General features: G+C 45.8%; 14 protein-coding genes. 10 read left to right on the top strand and 4 right to left on the bottom strand.

Going from position 1 to position 16790, the window contains the following annotated elements; translation table 11 throughout:
- The first annotated feature begins 1 nt into the window (after position 1).
- The 7 genes from WBJ53_RS29950 (at position 2) to WBJ53_RS29920 (ending at position 8866) form a co-directional block, all read left to right on the top strand.
- Entirely contained in the window at positions 2 to 526 is a 525-nt protein-coding gene (locus tag WBJ53_RS29950) for a T9SS type A sorting domain-containing protein (RefSeq protein ID WP_338873209.1), read from the top strand.
- A gap of 88 nt (positions 527 to 614) precedes the next feature.
- Positions 615 to 1763, top strand: coding sequence for a glycosyltransferase (locus WBJ53_RS29945; protein ID WP_338873207.1), 1149 nt, complete (start codon positions 615 to 617; stop codon positions 1761 to 1763).
- Positions 1764 to 1815: 52 nt separating this feature from the next.
- Positions 1816 to 3345 (top strand): capsule assembly Wzi family protein, encoded by a 1530-nt coding sequence (locus tag WBJ53_RS29940; protein ID WP_338873205.1) that lies wholly within the window; start codon positions 1816 to 1818, stop codon positions 3343 to 3345.
- Between the two features lie 181 nt (positions 3346 to 3526).
- Entirely contained in the window at positions 3527 to 4906 is a 1380-nt protein-coding gene (locus tag WBJ53_RS29935) for a sugar transferase (RefSeq protein WP_338873203.1), read from the top strand.
- A 41-nt stretch (positions 4907 to 4947) separates the two neighbouring features.
- Positions 4948 to 6492 (top strand): capsule assembly Wzi family protein, encoded by a 1545-nt coding sequence (locus tag WBJ53_RS29930; RefSeq protein WP_338873201.1) that lies wholly within the window; start codon positions 4948 to 4950, stop codon positions 6490 to 6492.
- Between the two features lie 140 nt (positions 6493 to 6632).
- Positions 6633 to 7874 (top strand): serine hydrolase domain-containing protein, encoded by a 1242-nt coding sequence (locus WBJ53_RS29925; protein ID WP_338873199.1) that lies wholly within the window; start codon positions 6633 to 6635, stop codon positions 7872 to 7874.
- Positions 7875 to 7939: 65 nt separating this feature from the next.
- On the top strand, positions 7940 to 8866 hold the full coding sequence (locus WBJ53_RS29920) for an alpha/beta hydrolase (protein ID WP_338873197.1): 927 nt from the start codon (positions 7940 to 7942) through the stop codon (positions 8864 to 8866).
- A 79-nt stretch (positions 8867 to 8945) separates the two neighbouring features.
- Here the strand turns inward: WBJ53_RS29920 and WBJ53_RS29915 are convergent, their stop codons facing one another.
- Positions 8946 to 9851, bottom strand: a complete 906-nt coding sequence (locus WBJ53_RS29915) for a prohibitin family protein (protein ID WP_338873195.1) — start codon at positions 9849 to 9851, stop codon at positions 8946 to 8948.
- A 300-nt stretch (positions 9852 to 10151) separates the two neighbouring features.
- A complete protein-coding gene (locus WBJ53_RS29910; protein ID WP_338873193.1) occupies positions 10152 to 10592 on the bottom strand; it encodes a DUF1573 domain-containing protein in 441 nt (146 codons plus the stop codon).
- Positions 10593 to 10837: 245 nt separating this feature from the next.
- On the opposite strand from WBJ53_RS29910, the gene WBJ53_RS29905 reads away from it, so the two are divergent.
- From WBJ53_RS29905 to WBJ53_RS29895, 3 genes are all read left to right on the top strand, one after another.
- Positions 10838 to 13246, top strand: a complete 2409-nt coding sequence (locus WBJ53_RS29905; protein ID WP_338873191.1) for a thiamine pyrophosphate-dependent enzyme — start codon at positions 10838 to 10840, stop codon at positions 13244 to 13246.
- A 69-nt stretch (positions 13247 to 13315) separates the two neighbouring features.
- Positions 13316 to 14758 (top strand): 4Fe-4S dicluster domain-containing protein, encoded by a 1443-nt coding sequence (locus WBJ53_RS29900; RefSeq protein ID WP_338873189.1) that lies wholly within the window; start codon positions 13316 to 13318, stop codon positions 14756 to 14758.
- An 18-nt stretch (positions 14759 to 14776) separates the two neighbouring features.
- Positions 14777 to 15325, top strand: coding sequence for an NADH-quinone oxidoreductase subunit J (locus tag WBJ53_RS29895; protein ID WP_338873187.1), 549 nt, complete (start codon positions 14777 to 14779; stop codon positions 15323 to 15325).
- 168 nt (positions 15326 to 15493) lie between these two features.
- Here the strand turns inward: WBJ53_RS29895 and WBJ53_RS29890 are convergent, their stop codons facing one another.
- Together WBJ53_RS29890 and WBJ53_RS29885 are read right to left on the bottom strand one after the other, a co-directional pair.
- Positions 15494 to 16327, bottom strand: coding sequence for a TPM domain-containing protein (locus WBJ53_RS29890; RefSeq protein WP_338873185.1), 834 nt, complete (start codon positions 16325 to 16327; stop codon positions 15494 to 15496).
- A gap of 7 nt (positions 16328 to 16334) precedes the next feature.
- Positions 16335 to 16772 carry a TPM domain-containing protein gene (locus WBJ53_RS29885; RefSeq protein ID WP_338873183.1) on the bottom strand — a complete coding sequence of 146 codons (438 nt, stop codon included), beginning with the start codon at positions 16770 to 16772 and terminating at the stop codon, positions 16335 to 16337.
- Positions 16773 to 16790 lie beyond the last annotated feature (18 nt).

Genomic DNA, 16790 nt, shown 5'->3' with positions numbered 1-16790 from the left:
TATGCGCTATTTACTGAGTATCTTTATCTGTATGCTTGCTATTACTTCTTTTGCTCAGGAAGTTGATAAACAGCGTTATATCAAGATCAACTACGAACCTAATCAGGTGTATGTTGAAAAGGCTATTGAGAAAATAGAAGCGGTTAGTATTGTTTCTCCTAAAAGTAATGTTGAATACCGGGCCGGGCGATCTGTTGAACTTTTGCCAGGATTTCAGGCAAAGGCTGGCGCTGTTTTTGTTGCTCATATTCGAACAGAGTCGACAACTGATTTACAACTAACGGCTTATCCGAATCCATTTGATCGGTCAACGACAATTGATTTTGTACTTCCAGAATCAGGAAAAATCAATCTGTATGTCATTGATGCTAAAGGGCAGGTTATTGAACGCTTATTAGAAAGTAGCCAGCAAGAGGCTGGTAGACATACTTTAGAATGGAAAGCTGAGAACCAGTCATCCGGCATCTATATGCCTGTTCTAACAACTGAACGAAAGCAGATTAGTAGCCGTGTCATAAAAAAATAAACATTAAAGGGTTCGCAATTGCGAACCCTTTAATGTTTATAAGGAGGCTTCCTTAATTTTGTTGCTGTTTATCTCAGCAAAAATTATCATGAAAATCGCTTTAGTGCAGGATGGGCTAATGTGTAGAGCCGGTGGTGAACAAGTTGCTCTTTGTTTCCATAAAGCATTTCCAGACGCACCAATTTATACTCAGTGTTATCAGCCTGGATTGACGTTTCCAGAGTTTCAGACTTGTGATATACATACAACGTGGTTGCAATACATTGCAAAAACGGACGATACCATGAAAAAGCTTTTTTTTCCATTTGGTGTATGGGCGATGCAATCACATGATTTAACGGAGTATGATGTTGTACTCATGTCGGGTACACATTGTGCAAAGTACGTAAAGCTGAATCCAGATGCTCTGGTTATTAGTTATAGCTTTACACCTTTTCGACTGGCCTGGGATCCTACTTCCTATGCTCAATACGCTAATTCGACTGGCTTGCGCCGTAAACTTTTCGATTTCGTTGTGAAGAGGCTACGTATAATAGATTTTAAGGCTGCTCAACGGCCTGATTTCTTTGTAGCGATGACGGAAGAAACAAAAGAACGATTAAAGACGTCGTATCACTTAAAAAAAGATATACAGATTATTAACCCTCCGGTAAATGTTAATAATTTCTATGTGACAGATAAGCCTAAGGACTATTTTCTGGTGGTTTCCAGATTGGAGTATTACAAAAAAGTAGATTTGGTTATAGACGCTTTTAATGAATTAGGTTATCCGTTAGTAATTGTAGGTAAGGGGCTTCAGGCCGATGAAATTAAGGCACGAGCTAAAAGTAATGTACTGTTTATGAGTGGCTTATCCGCTCAGGAATTAGCCGATGTGTATTCCAATTGCCGGGCATTCATTTTTCCGCAACATGAGGATTATGGTATCACTCCTTTAGAAGCCAATGCGGCCGGTCGACCCGTTATTGCTTATGGTACGGGAGGGGTGTTGGCAACACAAATTCCCGTAAAAGATAATCCCTCAAAAGCAACAGCTATCTTTTTTGAAAAACAGACAACAGATGATTTGATAGCTGCTGTTAAACGATTCGAAGCAATTGAGGATCAATTTGATTCAGCTTTTATTCGCATACATGCGCAGTCATTTGATGAAGCAAAGTTTATTGAGAGTATTAGAGAATTTGTAATAGAAAAATATACTCAGCATCGAAAAGCTGAGGCACTTACAATAAAATAGGTTAGTAGCTATTATTATTGTAAGCGCTTTCAGACCTCTACTAACCTCATCAATGTCTTTTTCTTTTAAGCTACTCTGTTCATTTATTGTTATTAATGCTTTTGGTTTGATTAGGTTATGGGCTCAATCAATTCATAGGCCAGATCTCTATAGCGTAGAGGCTGGTACTTATTTTTCTTCTTCGACAGAAACTCCATTTTGGCTTAGATCGAATCAATATGGTATTGTTCCAAATCAGTCGCCAGTTTCTACCTTCAGAGCGGGTATCTACAGTAGTTACGATTCAACACGTCATAGTACAGGGAAATGGAAGGATTCGAAATATGATGTCGGCTATGGCGTAAATGTAGTTGTCAATACCTCTAAAAATCTACTTTCATACGAACATAATGTCTTATTGCCAGAGGCTTATGTTAAAGTTCGCCGGGGTATCTGGGAACTGTATGTGGGGCGACAACGAGAGAAGTTCGGGCTGGCCGATTCAACGTTATCGACCGGGTCGTATGCCTGGTCAGGGAATGCAATGCCTGTTCCCAAAATACAGATTTCTATTCCGGTCTTCACTCCAATCGGCTTTACAAAAGGCTGGGTGGCTGTTCAGGGTACATTTGCCCATGGGTATCTGGATGCTAACGGATATATCCAAAATACGATGTTACACCAGAAATCGCTTTACCTCCGTTTTGGGCGAGAACGCGATGTTGTCCGAGTTTATGGCGGGCTTAATCACCAGGCCGTATGGGGAGGACATGCTACCGATACAACCGGTATTCCAGGGGTTATTCCTAATGGGGGAAAATTGCCTACTGGATTGGTAAATTACTTCTACGTCGTCTCAACAATAAATAAAGGACGTACTGACACACAGCAGTATACCTATTTTGATTTGACGAATCGGGTTGGTAATCATTTGGGGTCTATTGACTTTGCCACTGAGATCGATCTGGTCCGTCATACCTTATATATATATCGACAGAATCTGTATGAAGATGGCTCATTGTTTTATCTCATTAATATTGCGGATGGCTTAAACGGAATTCGTATTCGACGGAATGACCCAAACGCGGTTGTTCGCGATATTTTGTTTGAATTCTTGAACACAACTAGTCAGGGAGGACCTGAATTTATTATTGATAATCCTGATAAACGAGGTAAAGATGATTATTTCAATCATCAGCAGTATCGGGATGGCTGGGCCTACCGTCAGCATACAATTGGTACTCCGTTTATTCCCCCTGCGTTGGGACCACAGGACCAATACCCTTATGGAACCTTTACACGAAATAACCGGGTATATGTGTTTCACACAGGATTGGCCGGAAATCTACCGGTAAGAAGCTCTTTATTTGCGGGACCAATTGCTTATCAGCTAAAGCTGTCTTTTAGCCGGAACCTGGGCACTTACGATTATCCGTATCAACCTATTCGGAATCAGTTTTCGGGATATGCCAGTATCGTGGCTCCGTTAGACATTCTGGGTGGGATTTTGTTTTCGGGAAGTGCCGCTGTCGATAATGGTACTTTATATCAGAATAATATAGGTGGCTATATCAGCTTAAAGAAAAACTGGACATCACATTAACCGTTTCTGGCTATAGATTTTGTCGACACATATTTATAAATTGGATAAAAATTATTACATTGCAGCCGTTTACTATAAACCGTAGGATAATTTTAAGAAGTGCCAACGGCTTCTGGCATTATCTTAGCCCTGTTAATGTGTATCTACATACCAGGAAAGTTGCACGGTAAATCAATTAAATATGAGGCATCGTTATTCCATATTGTTGTTCCCGCTCCATGTTTTTGTCGATTTCCTGAGCTTAAACATGGCTTTTGTGGGTGCTTATGGAATCAAGTTTGGCTCAATAGACCCAGTTTTTCAGCCACCTTATGCAACATTATGGTGGGTTTTTAACCTGGTGTGGTTAGCCGAGATTTTATTATTTAAGCCTTATATATTCCCTCGCCAGCTTTTTAAAGCAGACCATTTAATCAAAAAGTTGTTGGTGCTGATGGCTTTCCATGTAGCTGTAATCGCTATTTACTGGGTAGCAGTCAAAGGCTATTATTATTCCAGGGAGCATCTGGCATTCACCTATGGTTTGTTCGCCATGCTGGGTATTGCTTTTCGGATTGGTGGGTTGGTTTTTTTGAAGGAATACCGAGCCAGGGGGTATAATAATCGACGTTATATTGTAGTAGGGTACGGTAAATTAGCAACTACCATCCGAGGTTTTTACGATGCCCATCCAGAAATGGGATTTCATTTTTATGGGTACTTCGATGAACCTGCTGATGAAACGGCTGGTTTGCTCAGAGGGACTTACGATGAACTACTGGAGTATGTTCGTCTAAACCAAATCGATTGTGTTTATTGCTGTATGCCATACATTGATAATAAGCGGTTGAAACGCATTGTTGATGATGCAGAAGATGTTGATTATCAGGTAAAATTACTTGTTGACTTTAGGGGCTTTCTGGCTCGTGGGGCTTCTGTCGAATACCACGATTTTTTGCCAGTGTTGAATTTGTCTTCGCAGATGCTGGCCGATTTTCGGATCAATACGCTGAAGCGAGGATTCGATATTGCTTTTTCTGTTGGTATATTGACGGTGGGAGCACCATTTTTTCTATTGGTTGCTTTGATGACGCGGTTAAGCTCCAAAGGCCCCATCTTCTACGCGCAGGAGCGAGTTGGGCGAGATGGAAAACCTTTCCTGATTTATAAGTTTCGGAGTATGTATGTCAACGCTGAGCAGGGGGGGCCTGTGTTGTCGGCAGGCGACCAGGATCAACGGATTACACCCTGGGGACGCTTTATGCGACAGACGCGTCTGGACGAGCTTCCTCAGTTCTATAATGTGCTCAGAGGGGAGATGTCTGTGGTTGGGCCGCGACCCGAGCGACAGTTTTTTATCGACCAGATTGTTGAAGTTGCTCCAGAATATAAAAGCTTACTCAAAGTAAAACCAGGAATTACCTCAATCGGGCAGATTAAGTTTGGTTATGCCTCCAGTATCGAAGAGATGGTGCAGCGGTTGCGGTATGACCTGATCTATCCCGAACGCAGATCATTCCTGTTCGATATGTGGATCATTGCTCAAACGGTTCGGGTGATGGTTCAAGGCCGTGGCAAATAGCCGTACCGATGCCTGCCAGTGGCTTATCTGTTTCTTAATCTATGAGAATCGCTATTTTTTGTAGTTGTACTGTATGGTTCTTATGGATTAGTAATTTTCCTTCTTACGGTCAGCGAATTAATCAGTACTCAATAGAAGTCGGAAGTATGGGGGCGTCATCGCAAACGCCTTTCTGGTTACGTGCAAATCAATATGGGGCGGTTCCATTACAAGCGCCTTCTCTACGACTGAATGCAACGCTACATTCCGACTATCGGGCTGCCGATAGTACGGGGCATCGACCCAAAAGCGATTGGGGATACGGTGTAAATGTTGTAGCTAATGCTGGCCAGACAAGCCAGGTATTACTAACAGAAGCCTATGTGAAAGGCCGAATTGGTGCCTTTGAATTATACGCCGGTCGTCGAAAGGAAATAGTTGGCCTGGTCGATACGTTGTTAACTACTGGTGCCTATGCCTGGTCGGGAAATGCGCTACCAATTCCTAAAATACAAATTGGACTGCCAAACTTTACCCCAATAGGATTTACAAAAGGCGTTGTGTCCGTAATGGGAATGCTGGCTCATGGGTGGTTCGAAAATTCAGACCGAATTGTAAAAGGGTCGTACCTTCACCACAAATATTTCTACCTGCGGCTAGGTAAACCATCCTGGCGAATTCGGTTTTATGGCGGATTCAATCATCAGGTTATCTGGGGTGGTTATGCCGATCCTAAAATATTGGGCCCTGTCGTTGCCGTAGATGGTAAGCTGCCTTCAAGCCTACGTTATTATCCTAATGTATTTTTAGGCACTCGAGGTAATGATTATACAAGTGACAGCAATCTGACCTCGTTTGAGGATAATCGAATTGGTAATCATTTAGGTTCTGTTGATCTGGCAACTGATATAAGTTTTGATGGCTGGAATCTTTATGCTTACCGACAATTCCTCTACGATGATGGTTCGCTATTTTACGGTACTAACATACAGGATGGCTTGAATGGTGTACGTCTAAAAAACCTGAATCAGCCAACAGGGGCTGCTTTTTTTCTTCGCCAGTTTACATTCGAATATCTATTTACGGGTAGCCAGGGGGGCGATGAGTTCGTGATCGATGATCCGAAGCGACGGGGACGCGACAATTATTTCAACCATAGCCAGTTCGTTGACGGATGGACGTATTTTGGCCGTACGATAGGTACTCCCTTTTTGATGCCCAAAGCGGAAGTAAATTCCGAGTTGTCGACATATAGCAGCGCTATTGCCAACAACCGGGTTAGTGTCTTTCATGTTGGAATCAGCGCGTTATTATTCGATAAAATTGATCTGACATCGCGCCTGTCCTATAGCATCAATGCCGGGACCTACGATGTGCCGTTTATCAATCTGCCCCGCCAGTTTTCGGGTCTTTTCACACTTGGTGTTCCGGTCAATATGCTTGGTGGAGCCGTGGTAACGGGATCGCTTGCTGTCGATGCAGGGCAATTATTGCCAAAGAGTGTAGGAGGCTATATTAGTCTCCGTAAAACGGGCGTTCTGAACAGGAATACAGGAAATCGTACCCTTAGCCGTCCGGCTCCAAACAGGCCCAGCCACCGTTGGTAGGGGGCATTTTAGGTGACTCAGGGCCATGCCCTCAGTTTTAATCAGTTTTTATAAAAACAGATACACACCGTAGAAAGCGAATCTCTATTTTTGTAGAAATAGATTTTTTTGAGTACGACAGGAGTGCAAGGCTAGTGTGGATGAAAAAAGTGAGAAGTTGGATAAGTGCAATTGCTTGGGTTTACATCGTTATATCGTGCGGGCAAAGCACAGATAAACAGCTAAATAAATCGGCCAATGCGTTGCGGAATTGTGCCGATGAACAAGCTCTGAGTCCTGAACAGACGCAAGCGGTTCGGCAGCAGATCAATGCCGATGAGAAGACGCAGCAAATTGAGCAAATTATTCACCAGAAAGTTCGGGAAGGGCTCAACGGAAATGTGCTGATTGCACAAAAAGGTATTGTGCTTTATAAGCATTGTTTCGGATTGGGCCACTTTGAACGGGGTGAACGCGATACGCTGGTCGAGGATTCGAAATTTCAACTGGCGTCGCTTTCCAAAACATTTACGGCGGTTGGAACACTGAAATTAATAGAGCTGGGAAAGCTTACTTTTGAGGATACTATTCAGAAATTTTATCCGGATTTCCCTTATCACGGAATCACGATTCGTGAGTTGTTGTGTCACCGAAGCGGTTTGCCCAACTATCAGTATGCTTTCGATGACAGTATGAAGGTGAATTTTTATAAAAAAGAAAAGCCCTATCCAACCAATGCAACTATTATGCACTGGTTTGCAACGGTAAAACCTACGCCAAGAGCTTATAACATTCCGGGAAGGGGGTTCAGCTATAGCAACACAAACTATATGGTGCTGGCGTCGATCATTGAAAAAGTTACGGGTAGAAGCTACGAATCCTATATCCATTCAGCGATCTTTGAGCCACTAGGCATGCATCAAACGTTTGTTGCTACCACTAAGAACGAAGCCTTTAATCACCATAAAACAGCGGGCTATCAATGGAATCGCCGGATTCCGAAAGATTATTACGATGATGTTGTGGGCGACAAAGGCATTTATTCGACGGTCGATGATCTGTTTCGATGGTATCGGGCGCTTAGTGGCAATTGTGTTTTACAGAAAAAGACCCTACAGGAAGCTTTTGTTCCACGAAGTTTTGAACGAAAAGGAGCGAAAAACTACGGGTATGGTTTCCGGATGATGCTGGATGATGATAAGCAACCCGAATATATTTATCACTCGGGTTGGTGGAAAGGGTATAATACCATGTTCTGGTTCAGTCCGAAAGATGAATACGTAATCATTATGCTGGGAAATCGCTATAATAAAACGGTTTATCGGGTTAAAGAACTTATAGAGGTATTGCATGGAGGTCCGAAAGCCGACGATGTATCTGGCGATACCGAAGTTGAAATATGAGTAGAGCCGACCTACTGGTCGGCTTTTTTGTATTCATGAAATGTCCCGCTAATCCTCTTTATTCTATGCGTGCCTTATTTCTTACGATTGGTTTTACTATGCTTCTTACCCAGGTTGCTCGTTCGCAGGAAGTGCTGAACGTATGGCCGGATGGCGCTATCCCCAATGCTATTGCTGGTGTACAAATTGATGAGAAATCAGATCCGGGGAGCGATGGCATTATGCGTATCAGCAATGTTTCAGTGCCAACGCTCACGGCCTATTTGCCTCCCAAAGATAAGGCCAATGGGGTGGCCGTAATGATTTGCCCCGGCGGAGGCTATTCGATTCTGGCATCGGGACATGAGGGCGTCGATATTGCCAAATGGTTCAATGAAATAGGCGTTACCGCTTTTGTACTGAAATATCGCTTGCCCGATCCAAAACTCATGACCAATCAGCAGGAGGTTCCGCTTTTAGATGCCATGCAGGGTATGAAGTTAATCCGGCAGAATGCGGCTAAGTATAATATCGACCCCAATAAGCTTGGTGTAATGGGCTTTTCGGCTGGTGGGCATCTGGCATCGACGCTTTCAACCCATTATCATCGGGGGACTGCCGCCAGCGAACAGGCTAAGCCTAATTTTTCCATTCTGATGTACCCGGTCATTACCTTCGGCGAAAAGGCACATACGGGATCTCGCGATAAATTGCTGGGGAAACTGAATACATCACCCGATATGATTGCCTATTTTTCCAACGAATTGCAGGTATCAGATAAGACGCCACCAACGTTTTTAGTACATTCTGAGGATGATAAGGCGGTTCCCGTTGAGAATAGTATAAATTATTATCTGGCCTGTCTGAAAAACGGAGTTCCGGTTGAGATGCACTTATATCCGAAAGGGGGACATGGATATGGACTTCGGACTGCAAAATTTGGCTCACTAGCTACCTGGCCCGAGGTCTGTAAAGCATGGCTTATGGCGCTTACGATGCCCAGGCAAAACTAAAAGAACATTATAGCCAGAACCGAACTAGCCATAGTAGATAAAGAATAAGACTGTGGCTAGTTCGATTATTCCGGTCGTTTTACTTATCATTGAGAATCAGAGGTACATTTCCCCGGCTCCCCATAATCACAATTTTAGCGTTGGGCGATGCCGCCAGTTCTCGCTGGGCCTTAATTTGCTCATACTGCAATTGCTTGTCACTTAGGCCCGTAGACAGAATTTTCTGGTAATCGGCAATCCCTTGTGCTTCAACCCGTTTCCGTTCGGCTTCCTGACGTTCTTTCTGAAGAACAAACTGCATTTTCTGGGCGTCCTGTTCGGCATTTATTTTTGATTCGATTGTTTTCTTTACGGATGCTGGCAAATCAATATTTCGAATGAGTAGTTGTTCCAGCATTAATCCACGCTTACGAAAATCGGCTTCGATCGTTTTGTAAATTCGCCCCTGGAATTCATCGCGCCGGGTCGAATAAAGCGCAACGGCATCGTAATAAACGGCGTTGTCGCGGATACGGGTACGGGTAATGGGCCGAACAATTTTGTCCATGTAGTCAGTACCTATTTCGCGATAAATTCTGGGTGCATCATCAGGAACTACCCGGTACAATACCGTCAGGTCGATAACTACCTCCAGGCCATCGGCAGTGAGAACCCGAATAGCATCATCGCCCTGTTTCTGGCCTTCATCGCTCGTGGCTGCCATCGTATAATTCTGGGTTTTAATGTCAAACTCTGTAACGTTTGCTACCGGATTAACAAAGTTTAGGCCAGAATTCAGCGTTCGGTCGCTGACATTTCCAAATAGCGAAATAACGCCTACTTGCCCAGCGTCAATTTGTCGAATACTAGACATGAGCATACCAAGAACGATTAGAATAATACCGCCAACTTTTAGTGGCCGGGCAAAGCGCGAAAAAGTCAGCGCAGGTGTATTGATGGCGAACCCGGCAATGAGCGCGAATACGCCTAGAATCATGAAAAACATGGGATATACAGGTAGGTTAAGTTGAAGAATAGGAGACCGACACAGGAGTTAAATCAGGTCAGATCAACGCATTGAACCGCGCGTTCATTTGTCGTTTTCGGTAGGGGGGAGGCATAGCGAATGGGCTTGATTGTCAGGGTGAAAATACGCATTTGCCCATTGCTGGAGAAGGGAATTTACAGGGAAGGGAGCAGGCGGGGCCAGTAGGTTACTGGGTAGGATAAAGTATATGGGCAAAAAAAAAGCATCCGGTAAACTACCTGATGCCTTTCTTGACCACACTATTAACCCTTCAGCGTGTTAACGTGATTTTTTCTTGTCTTTGCTTTTATCAGTTCCTCCTGGAGCAACTGCTGTTTGTGCTTCTTTCTGCGTAACAACTTCACCCTTCAGGTACAGAACAACCGAACCCGATTCGGCATTCGACGTTACGGTAACTGATTTGTTGAATGGTCCGGCGGCAGCCGCATTATAGGTTGCCGATACAGTTCCTGTTTTGCCCGGCATTACTGGTTCGCGCGTCCAGCTTGGCTTGGTGCAACCACAAGACGCCGTAGCATCGTTGATCACAATAGGGTCGGTACCCATATTTTTAAACTCAAAAACATACGTTACCGGCTTGCCTTGTTCAACTTTACCGAAATCATGCGTTTCCTGAGCAAACTTCATGACTCCCTTCTGGGCGTAGCCAACTGCGACGAACACAAATAAAGCTACGAAAAGTGAAAAAAACTTTTTCATTGGACTAAACGGAATTATGGTTTGGTTGTTTTAATTAGATACCTAATAAATCAATACCAGTGCAAAGAGTCTGCCAAATTGTGGTTGGCTATTGATCTCCTAACAAAGAAACAGAAAAAATCGTTTTTTTGAAAGCTGGGTTGTTTTGCATTAAATTTACTTTTGCTTGACGATGGGGAAACCCGACGTTAATCATCTTCACCAACGAAACCAAATGTGAAACTCTTTCAACCCGTAGCTCTGCTGTGATAGCAAACGAACAACTCCGCTCAACAGATATTTTAACCCGCGAAAAAATCCTGGCTGACTATCAGCTGGCTTGCGAAAGCCGACAGGTAAGTTTGTTAGGACGTCGGGATGTTATGGGTGGGCGGGCCAAATTCGGAATCTTCGGTGATGGTAAGGAACTCGTCCAGATTGCTGCGGCTAGTGCATTCCAGCGGGGCGATTTTCGCTCAGGCTATTACCGCGACCAAACGTTCGTAGCTGCTTTGGGAGAGCTTCGATGGAATGAATTTTTTGCCCAGTTGTATGCCCATGCCGATCTGGCAGCCGACCCGAATACGGCGGGTAGAAATATGAATGGCCATTTTGCAACCCGCTGGCTTAATGAACAGGGACTTTGGCAAAACCAGACCGAAATGTTCAATTCGGTTTGTGATATTGCGCCAACCGCCGGGCAAGTTCCTCGATCGCTGGGGCTGGCCTATGCCTCAAAACTTTTTCGAAACAACGAAAACCTTCAATACCTGACTAATTTTTCCCGAAACGGAAACGAAATCGTTTTTGCTACCATCGGCGACGCGTCTACTTCGCAGGGAATGTTCTGGGAAACAATGAATGCCGCTGGTGTGCTTCAGGTTCCCTTGCTAATGTCGGTCTGGGACGATGGCTATGGTATTTCGGTGCCAGTCGAATACCAGACAACGAAAGGAAGCATTTCGAAGGCACTGGCTGGCCTGCAACGCGAAAGTCATGATGAAAAAGGAATCGAAATCATAACCGTAAAAGGCTGGGATTATGTCGCCTTGCTGGAAACTTACCAGCAGGCTGCCCGCATTTGTCGGGAAGAACAGGTACCCGTGCTGGTGCATGTTCAGGAACTTACTCAGCCACAGGGGCATTCGTCTTCTGGCTCCCATGAGCGTTATAAATCGAAAGAACGACTTGGCTGGGAGGCTGCCCACGATTGCAATCGGATGTTTCGAAACTGGATTCTGGAAAATGGCTACGCCACCGACGATGAACTGGATACGATCGAAGCCGAAGCGCTGCAAATTGCTAAAAAAGCACGATCGTCGGCCTGGTCAGCATTCGAACAGTCGATGAAAGCTGATGTGGAGGCTGCTGCCGATTTGATTCAACGGGCAGCACGCCATCATCCTAAGTCGGCTCAGTTGATGGCTATTCGGGAAGAGTTACGCCGAACCGTAAATCCACTACGACGTGATTCTGTTTCGGCTGTTCGGCACGTATTGCGCCTGCTCCGAAATGATTCCGAAAGTCTGCGTCGGCCATTAAAGGACTGGCTTGCGCAAGTCGATACTGAAAATGCAGACCGCTATCATTCGTATCTATACAGCCATTCGCCCGAGTCACCCATGCTGGTGAAAGGTATTCCGGCGCATTATGCAGACGATTTGCAACTGGTAGATGGATACATGCTGATGCAACGCTATTTCGACAGCCTGTTTGCGCGTGATGCCCGCGTGGTGGCGCTGGGTGAAGATGTTGGTAAAATTGGCGATGTAAATCAGGGATTTGCTGGCTTACAGGAAAAATATGGTGAGTTGCGAATCACCGATACAGGCATTCGCGAAACCACCATCATTGGTCAGGGAATTGGCCTGGCCATGCGTGGTCTGCGACCCATTGTTGAGATTCAGTATTTCGATTATATCTACTATGCGCTGGCTACACTGACCGACGATTTAGCAACGTTGTTATACCGGACAAAAGGTGGTCAGAAAGCTCCCCTGATCATTCGGACACGTGGCCACCGGCTGGAAGGGATCTGGCATTCGGGATCGCCCATGAGCGCCATGCTTGGTAGCTTACGGGGTTTACACATTCTCGTACCGCGTAATATGACGCAGGCCGCGGGTTTCTATAACACCCTTATCAAAAGCGACGATCCGGCCTTATTGATCGAATGCCTCAACGGCTATCGGCTCAAAGAACGATTGCCCGATAATCTGGATGAGTTCTGCGTACCGCTTGGCGTACCTGATAAGTTACGGGCTGGTACGGATGTTACTGTTGTAACCTACGGTTCGATGTGCCGAATTGTGATGGAGGCTGCTGTTGAGTTGGTCGAAATGGGAATCAGCATTGAGGTGATCGACGTGCAATCGCTGTTGCCATTCGATGTGCATCAGTCCATTGTTAAGTCGATCCAAAAAACGAATCGCGTTATTTTTACCGATGAAGATGTGCCCGGTGGCGCGTCAGCTTATATGCTGGAACAGGTTGTGGAAGGTCAGAAGGCCTATCGCTATCTGGATTCGGCGCCTAAAACTATTTCGGCCAAAGCGCATCGCCCACCATATGGGTCGGATGGTGATTATTTTTCAAAACCCAATGTTGATGATATTATCGATGGGGTTTACGAAATCATGAGTGAGTGCGAGCCAGACCGGTTCCCTCCTTTATAGGGCGAGCGTGAAAGAGTACTGTTTTCTATTCTTTCGCTCTTTTACGATCGCACTCTTTCGCTCTTTAAAATGTCTTATTTCGACGATATACAGTCCGGTATCCGGACAACGCTGAAGGGGTTAACGCTAACGTTTCGTCACATACGAAACGCAACCCACCGCCGAACGCCCGAAGGCATTGCCAGCGCCAATTATTTTGAGCAGCAAAACGGGCTGGTAACGCTTCAGTATCCGCACGAACAACTACCTATTCCCGACAATGGCCGTTATCGGCTTCGTAATGAAATAGATGATTGTATTGTTTGTGATAAGTGCGCTAAAATATGCCCGGTCGATTGCATTACAATTGATGCCATTAAAGCAACGGAAGAGGTCGGACGGGCCTCGGATGGGTCGCCAATTCGGTTATATGCCGCTAAATTTGACATCGACATGGCCAAGTGTTGCTACTGCGGTCTTTGTACGGCCGTATGCCCAACCGAGTGCCTGACGATGGATAAGAAGTTCGACTATAGTGAGTTCGAACTAGGAAAGCTAACCTACGAATTTTCGAATCTGACGCCCGAGCAAGCCGACGAGAAACGTGCTTTATATGAGCAGTTTCTTCGGGAGAAAGAAGAACAAAAAGCGGCACAGGTGGCTGCTAAAGCTGCAAATCAGGCGGCTTCGGCACCAGCCGCAAACCCCAAACCCGTATTTCGGCCAACAGCAAAACCGACAGTTCCATCGGCACCACCCGAAAATTCAGAAGATTCTTCGATTGAGCATCCATTGACCGATGCGTCGCCAACCGAAATGGAGCAAATTGCTCAAGGTGGACTGGAAACAACCAAACGTCCTGTTTTTCGGCCAACAAAGAAACCTGCCGTTCCTGTACCCGAATCGCCAGTTGAAGCTCGCAAGGAATTGCCAGAGCAGAAGCCGGAGAGCACAACTACTGATGAAGGACTACCCACTGTTGAGGTACTAAAACCCAAACCGGCGCCTTTCCGACCAACCATGAAGCCTCCCAAAACAACCGGAGAGGCCGTAAGGTCGGAACAAGTGGAAGAGCCTAAAGCACAGGATGTAACAGAGCCTAAGCCTACCTTTCGGCCAACCATGAAACCGGCTAAACCACCGGCTGCTGAGCCGCCTGCTCAGGCCGTTTCTGAACCAGCCCCGAAAGCCAAACCAGCGTTCCGACCAACCATGAAGCCGAAAGCAGCGTCGGCTTCGGAATCAGTAGCGGAAAAGTCGGAAAAAGAAAGCTCGCAGACACCAGATGTGCCAATAGATCCACCTGCAGAAGCACCTAAGTCTACAGTTGGTTTCCGGCCAACCATGAAGCCGAACGTTGCTACAACTCCTGCTAAAACACAGGAAATTAACCCTGCGCAGGATACGGCTGTTCGGGCACAGGAAGAGCCGGCTGCTGATACACCCAAGCCTAAGCCCGCGTTTCGACCAACCATGAAGCCTAAGGCCGCACCGCCTAAATCAGACACTGATAATAAAAATCCAACGGAGTAATTTCAGAGTAAGTAACCTGTGATTCAGATCGCTTTTTATGGGTTTGCAGCATTGGCGATAGGCGCTGCCCTTGCTATTTTACTGACCCGGAATGTACTGTATGCGGCCTTTTTTCTGCTCCTTACTTTGCTGGGGGTTGCCGGTCTTTTTGTATTGGCCAGTGCCGATTTTCTGGCAATCGCCCAAATTATGATTTATGTGGGTGGAGTGCTGGTGCTGGTAATTTTTGGGGTTATGCTTACGCATAAAAAAAACACAGGAACCGATATCAATAGTCAGACACCGAATACGATACCAGCCCTGAATCGATCGGGTTCCTATGCGTGGCTGGTAGCTGTTTTGGTAGCGGGTAGTTTGTTTATCGCGCTCTACACCTTATTGGCGCGTGCCAATTTCTCCTTACTGAACGGTTCGGGTTCGGTTGGCTGGCAGAGTAGCATAGGTACTATTGGAAAACAATTGATGACTGAATACCTGATTCCATTTGAGATTACGGGTATTCTACTGCTGGCAGCTTTAGTTGGAGCTACCTATCTGGCGGCACCGCATGTCAGAAAAAATAACTGATTTCAGTAACAACTAGCTTCCTGCATCTACTCCCTAACCATTCGCGATTGTATTGCAAGTGCCAGCGTTGTTAAGGCAAAAAGTTATCCTATCGTTATAGACAAGACCCTCATTTGGCCGCAATACAATCGCGGCCAAATGAGGGTCAAAAAATGAATGGCCAACTGCTTAGTAATCGCCACCGGCACCACCCCCGCCGAAACTACCCCCGCCAAAACCTCCGAAACCACCACCACTACCTCCGCCACTACTCCAGCCCCCACCCGAACTACCCCAGCCAGAGCCTGAAGTTGGGAAGAAGACCGGAGGGAAGAATCCTCCACCACGATTCCGATTGCTTCCCCCGCCATTATTTCGGCGAGATAGGATGAACAGGATAATGAAGACAATAAAAATCCAGATGAAAATTTCGCCCCAGCCACCATCGTCGGATTGTTGGCGCGGGTCGGCTTTGTATTCACCACTGGCTCGCTGAATAATTTCGGTAGTAGCTTCATCCAGGCCACGGTACCATTGCTCCTGTTTGAAGGCTGGTACAATCGTGTTGCTTATAATGCGCTTGGCAATGGCATCGGGAATAGCGCCCTCCAGGCCGTAACCGGTTGCAATAAAAATTTTGCGGGTTTGAGTTGCCCAGGCCAGCACCAGACCATTGTTTTTACCCTTCTGCCCTACACCCCACTTACGCCCAACCTGAAATGCAAAATCGCCAATTGGATAGGGTTCGGTTGTTTTAACGATAACGATAGTAATCTGGGTAGAGGTCGAGTCGTTGTAGGTGCGAAGTTTCTGCTCTAACTGATCGCGTTCGCTACCGCTCAGAATACCAACAAAATCGTTTACCAAACGGGGTGGATTTGGCCGGTCGGGAATAGCCGTACTGGAAGGGGAGTCGGTTGCCGAGTCCTGTGCCAGCAATACGTTGGGTAGTGTTAGGAAAAAAAGAAGTATCGCCAGACCGTAGGTTCGGACAATGCGGGATGAAAAAGTAAGTACGTTCACGGAAGTGTCAGTCAAACGAAATATCGTCGGCAAGTTCGTTGGTGTCGGTTGCTCTATCGTAGGGGAAATACTGTTGCAACTGTACACCCGCCTGCCCAATACCTCGTATTAGTCCTTCAGCATATTGTCCGGCTGAAAAATAGCTACGAAGCAAATTTTTAGTGCTTTCCCAGAAATTGCCGGACACTTTAGCGTCGATTCCCTTGTCGCCTACAATCGCGAATTTCCGGTCGACATGGGCCAGGTAAAACAACACTCCATTCTGCTGTTTGGTCTGATGCATGCCCAATTGCGCAAATACATCAATAGCCCGTTGCACAGGGTCTGGAGTAGAACAATGCGGTTCAACATGCACCCGGATTTCGCCGGATGTTGTGGTTTCGGCCTGCCGAATAGCATTCACAATGCGCTGTTGCTCGTCGGGTGTGAATGGGTTCGTTTTCATAAGAGAGGGCAGGAAACC

Origin of the sequence: Spirosoma sp. SC4-14, from assembly GCF_037201965.1 — a bacterium.
Taxonomy (GTDB): Bacteria; Bacteroidota; Bacteroidia; order Cytophagales; family Spirosomataceae; genus Spirosoma.
Note: the sequence above shows the minus strand (reverse complement) of the source record. Positions and strands in the feature narration are given on the sequence as shown.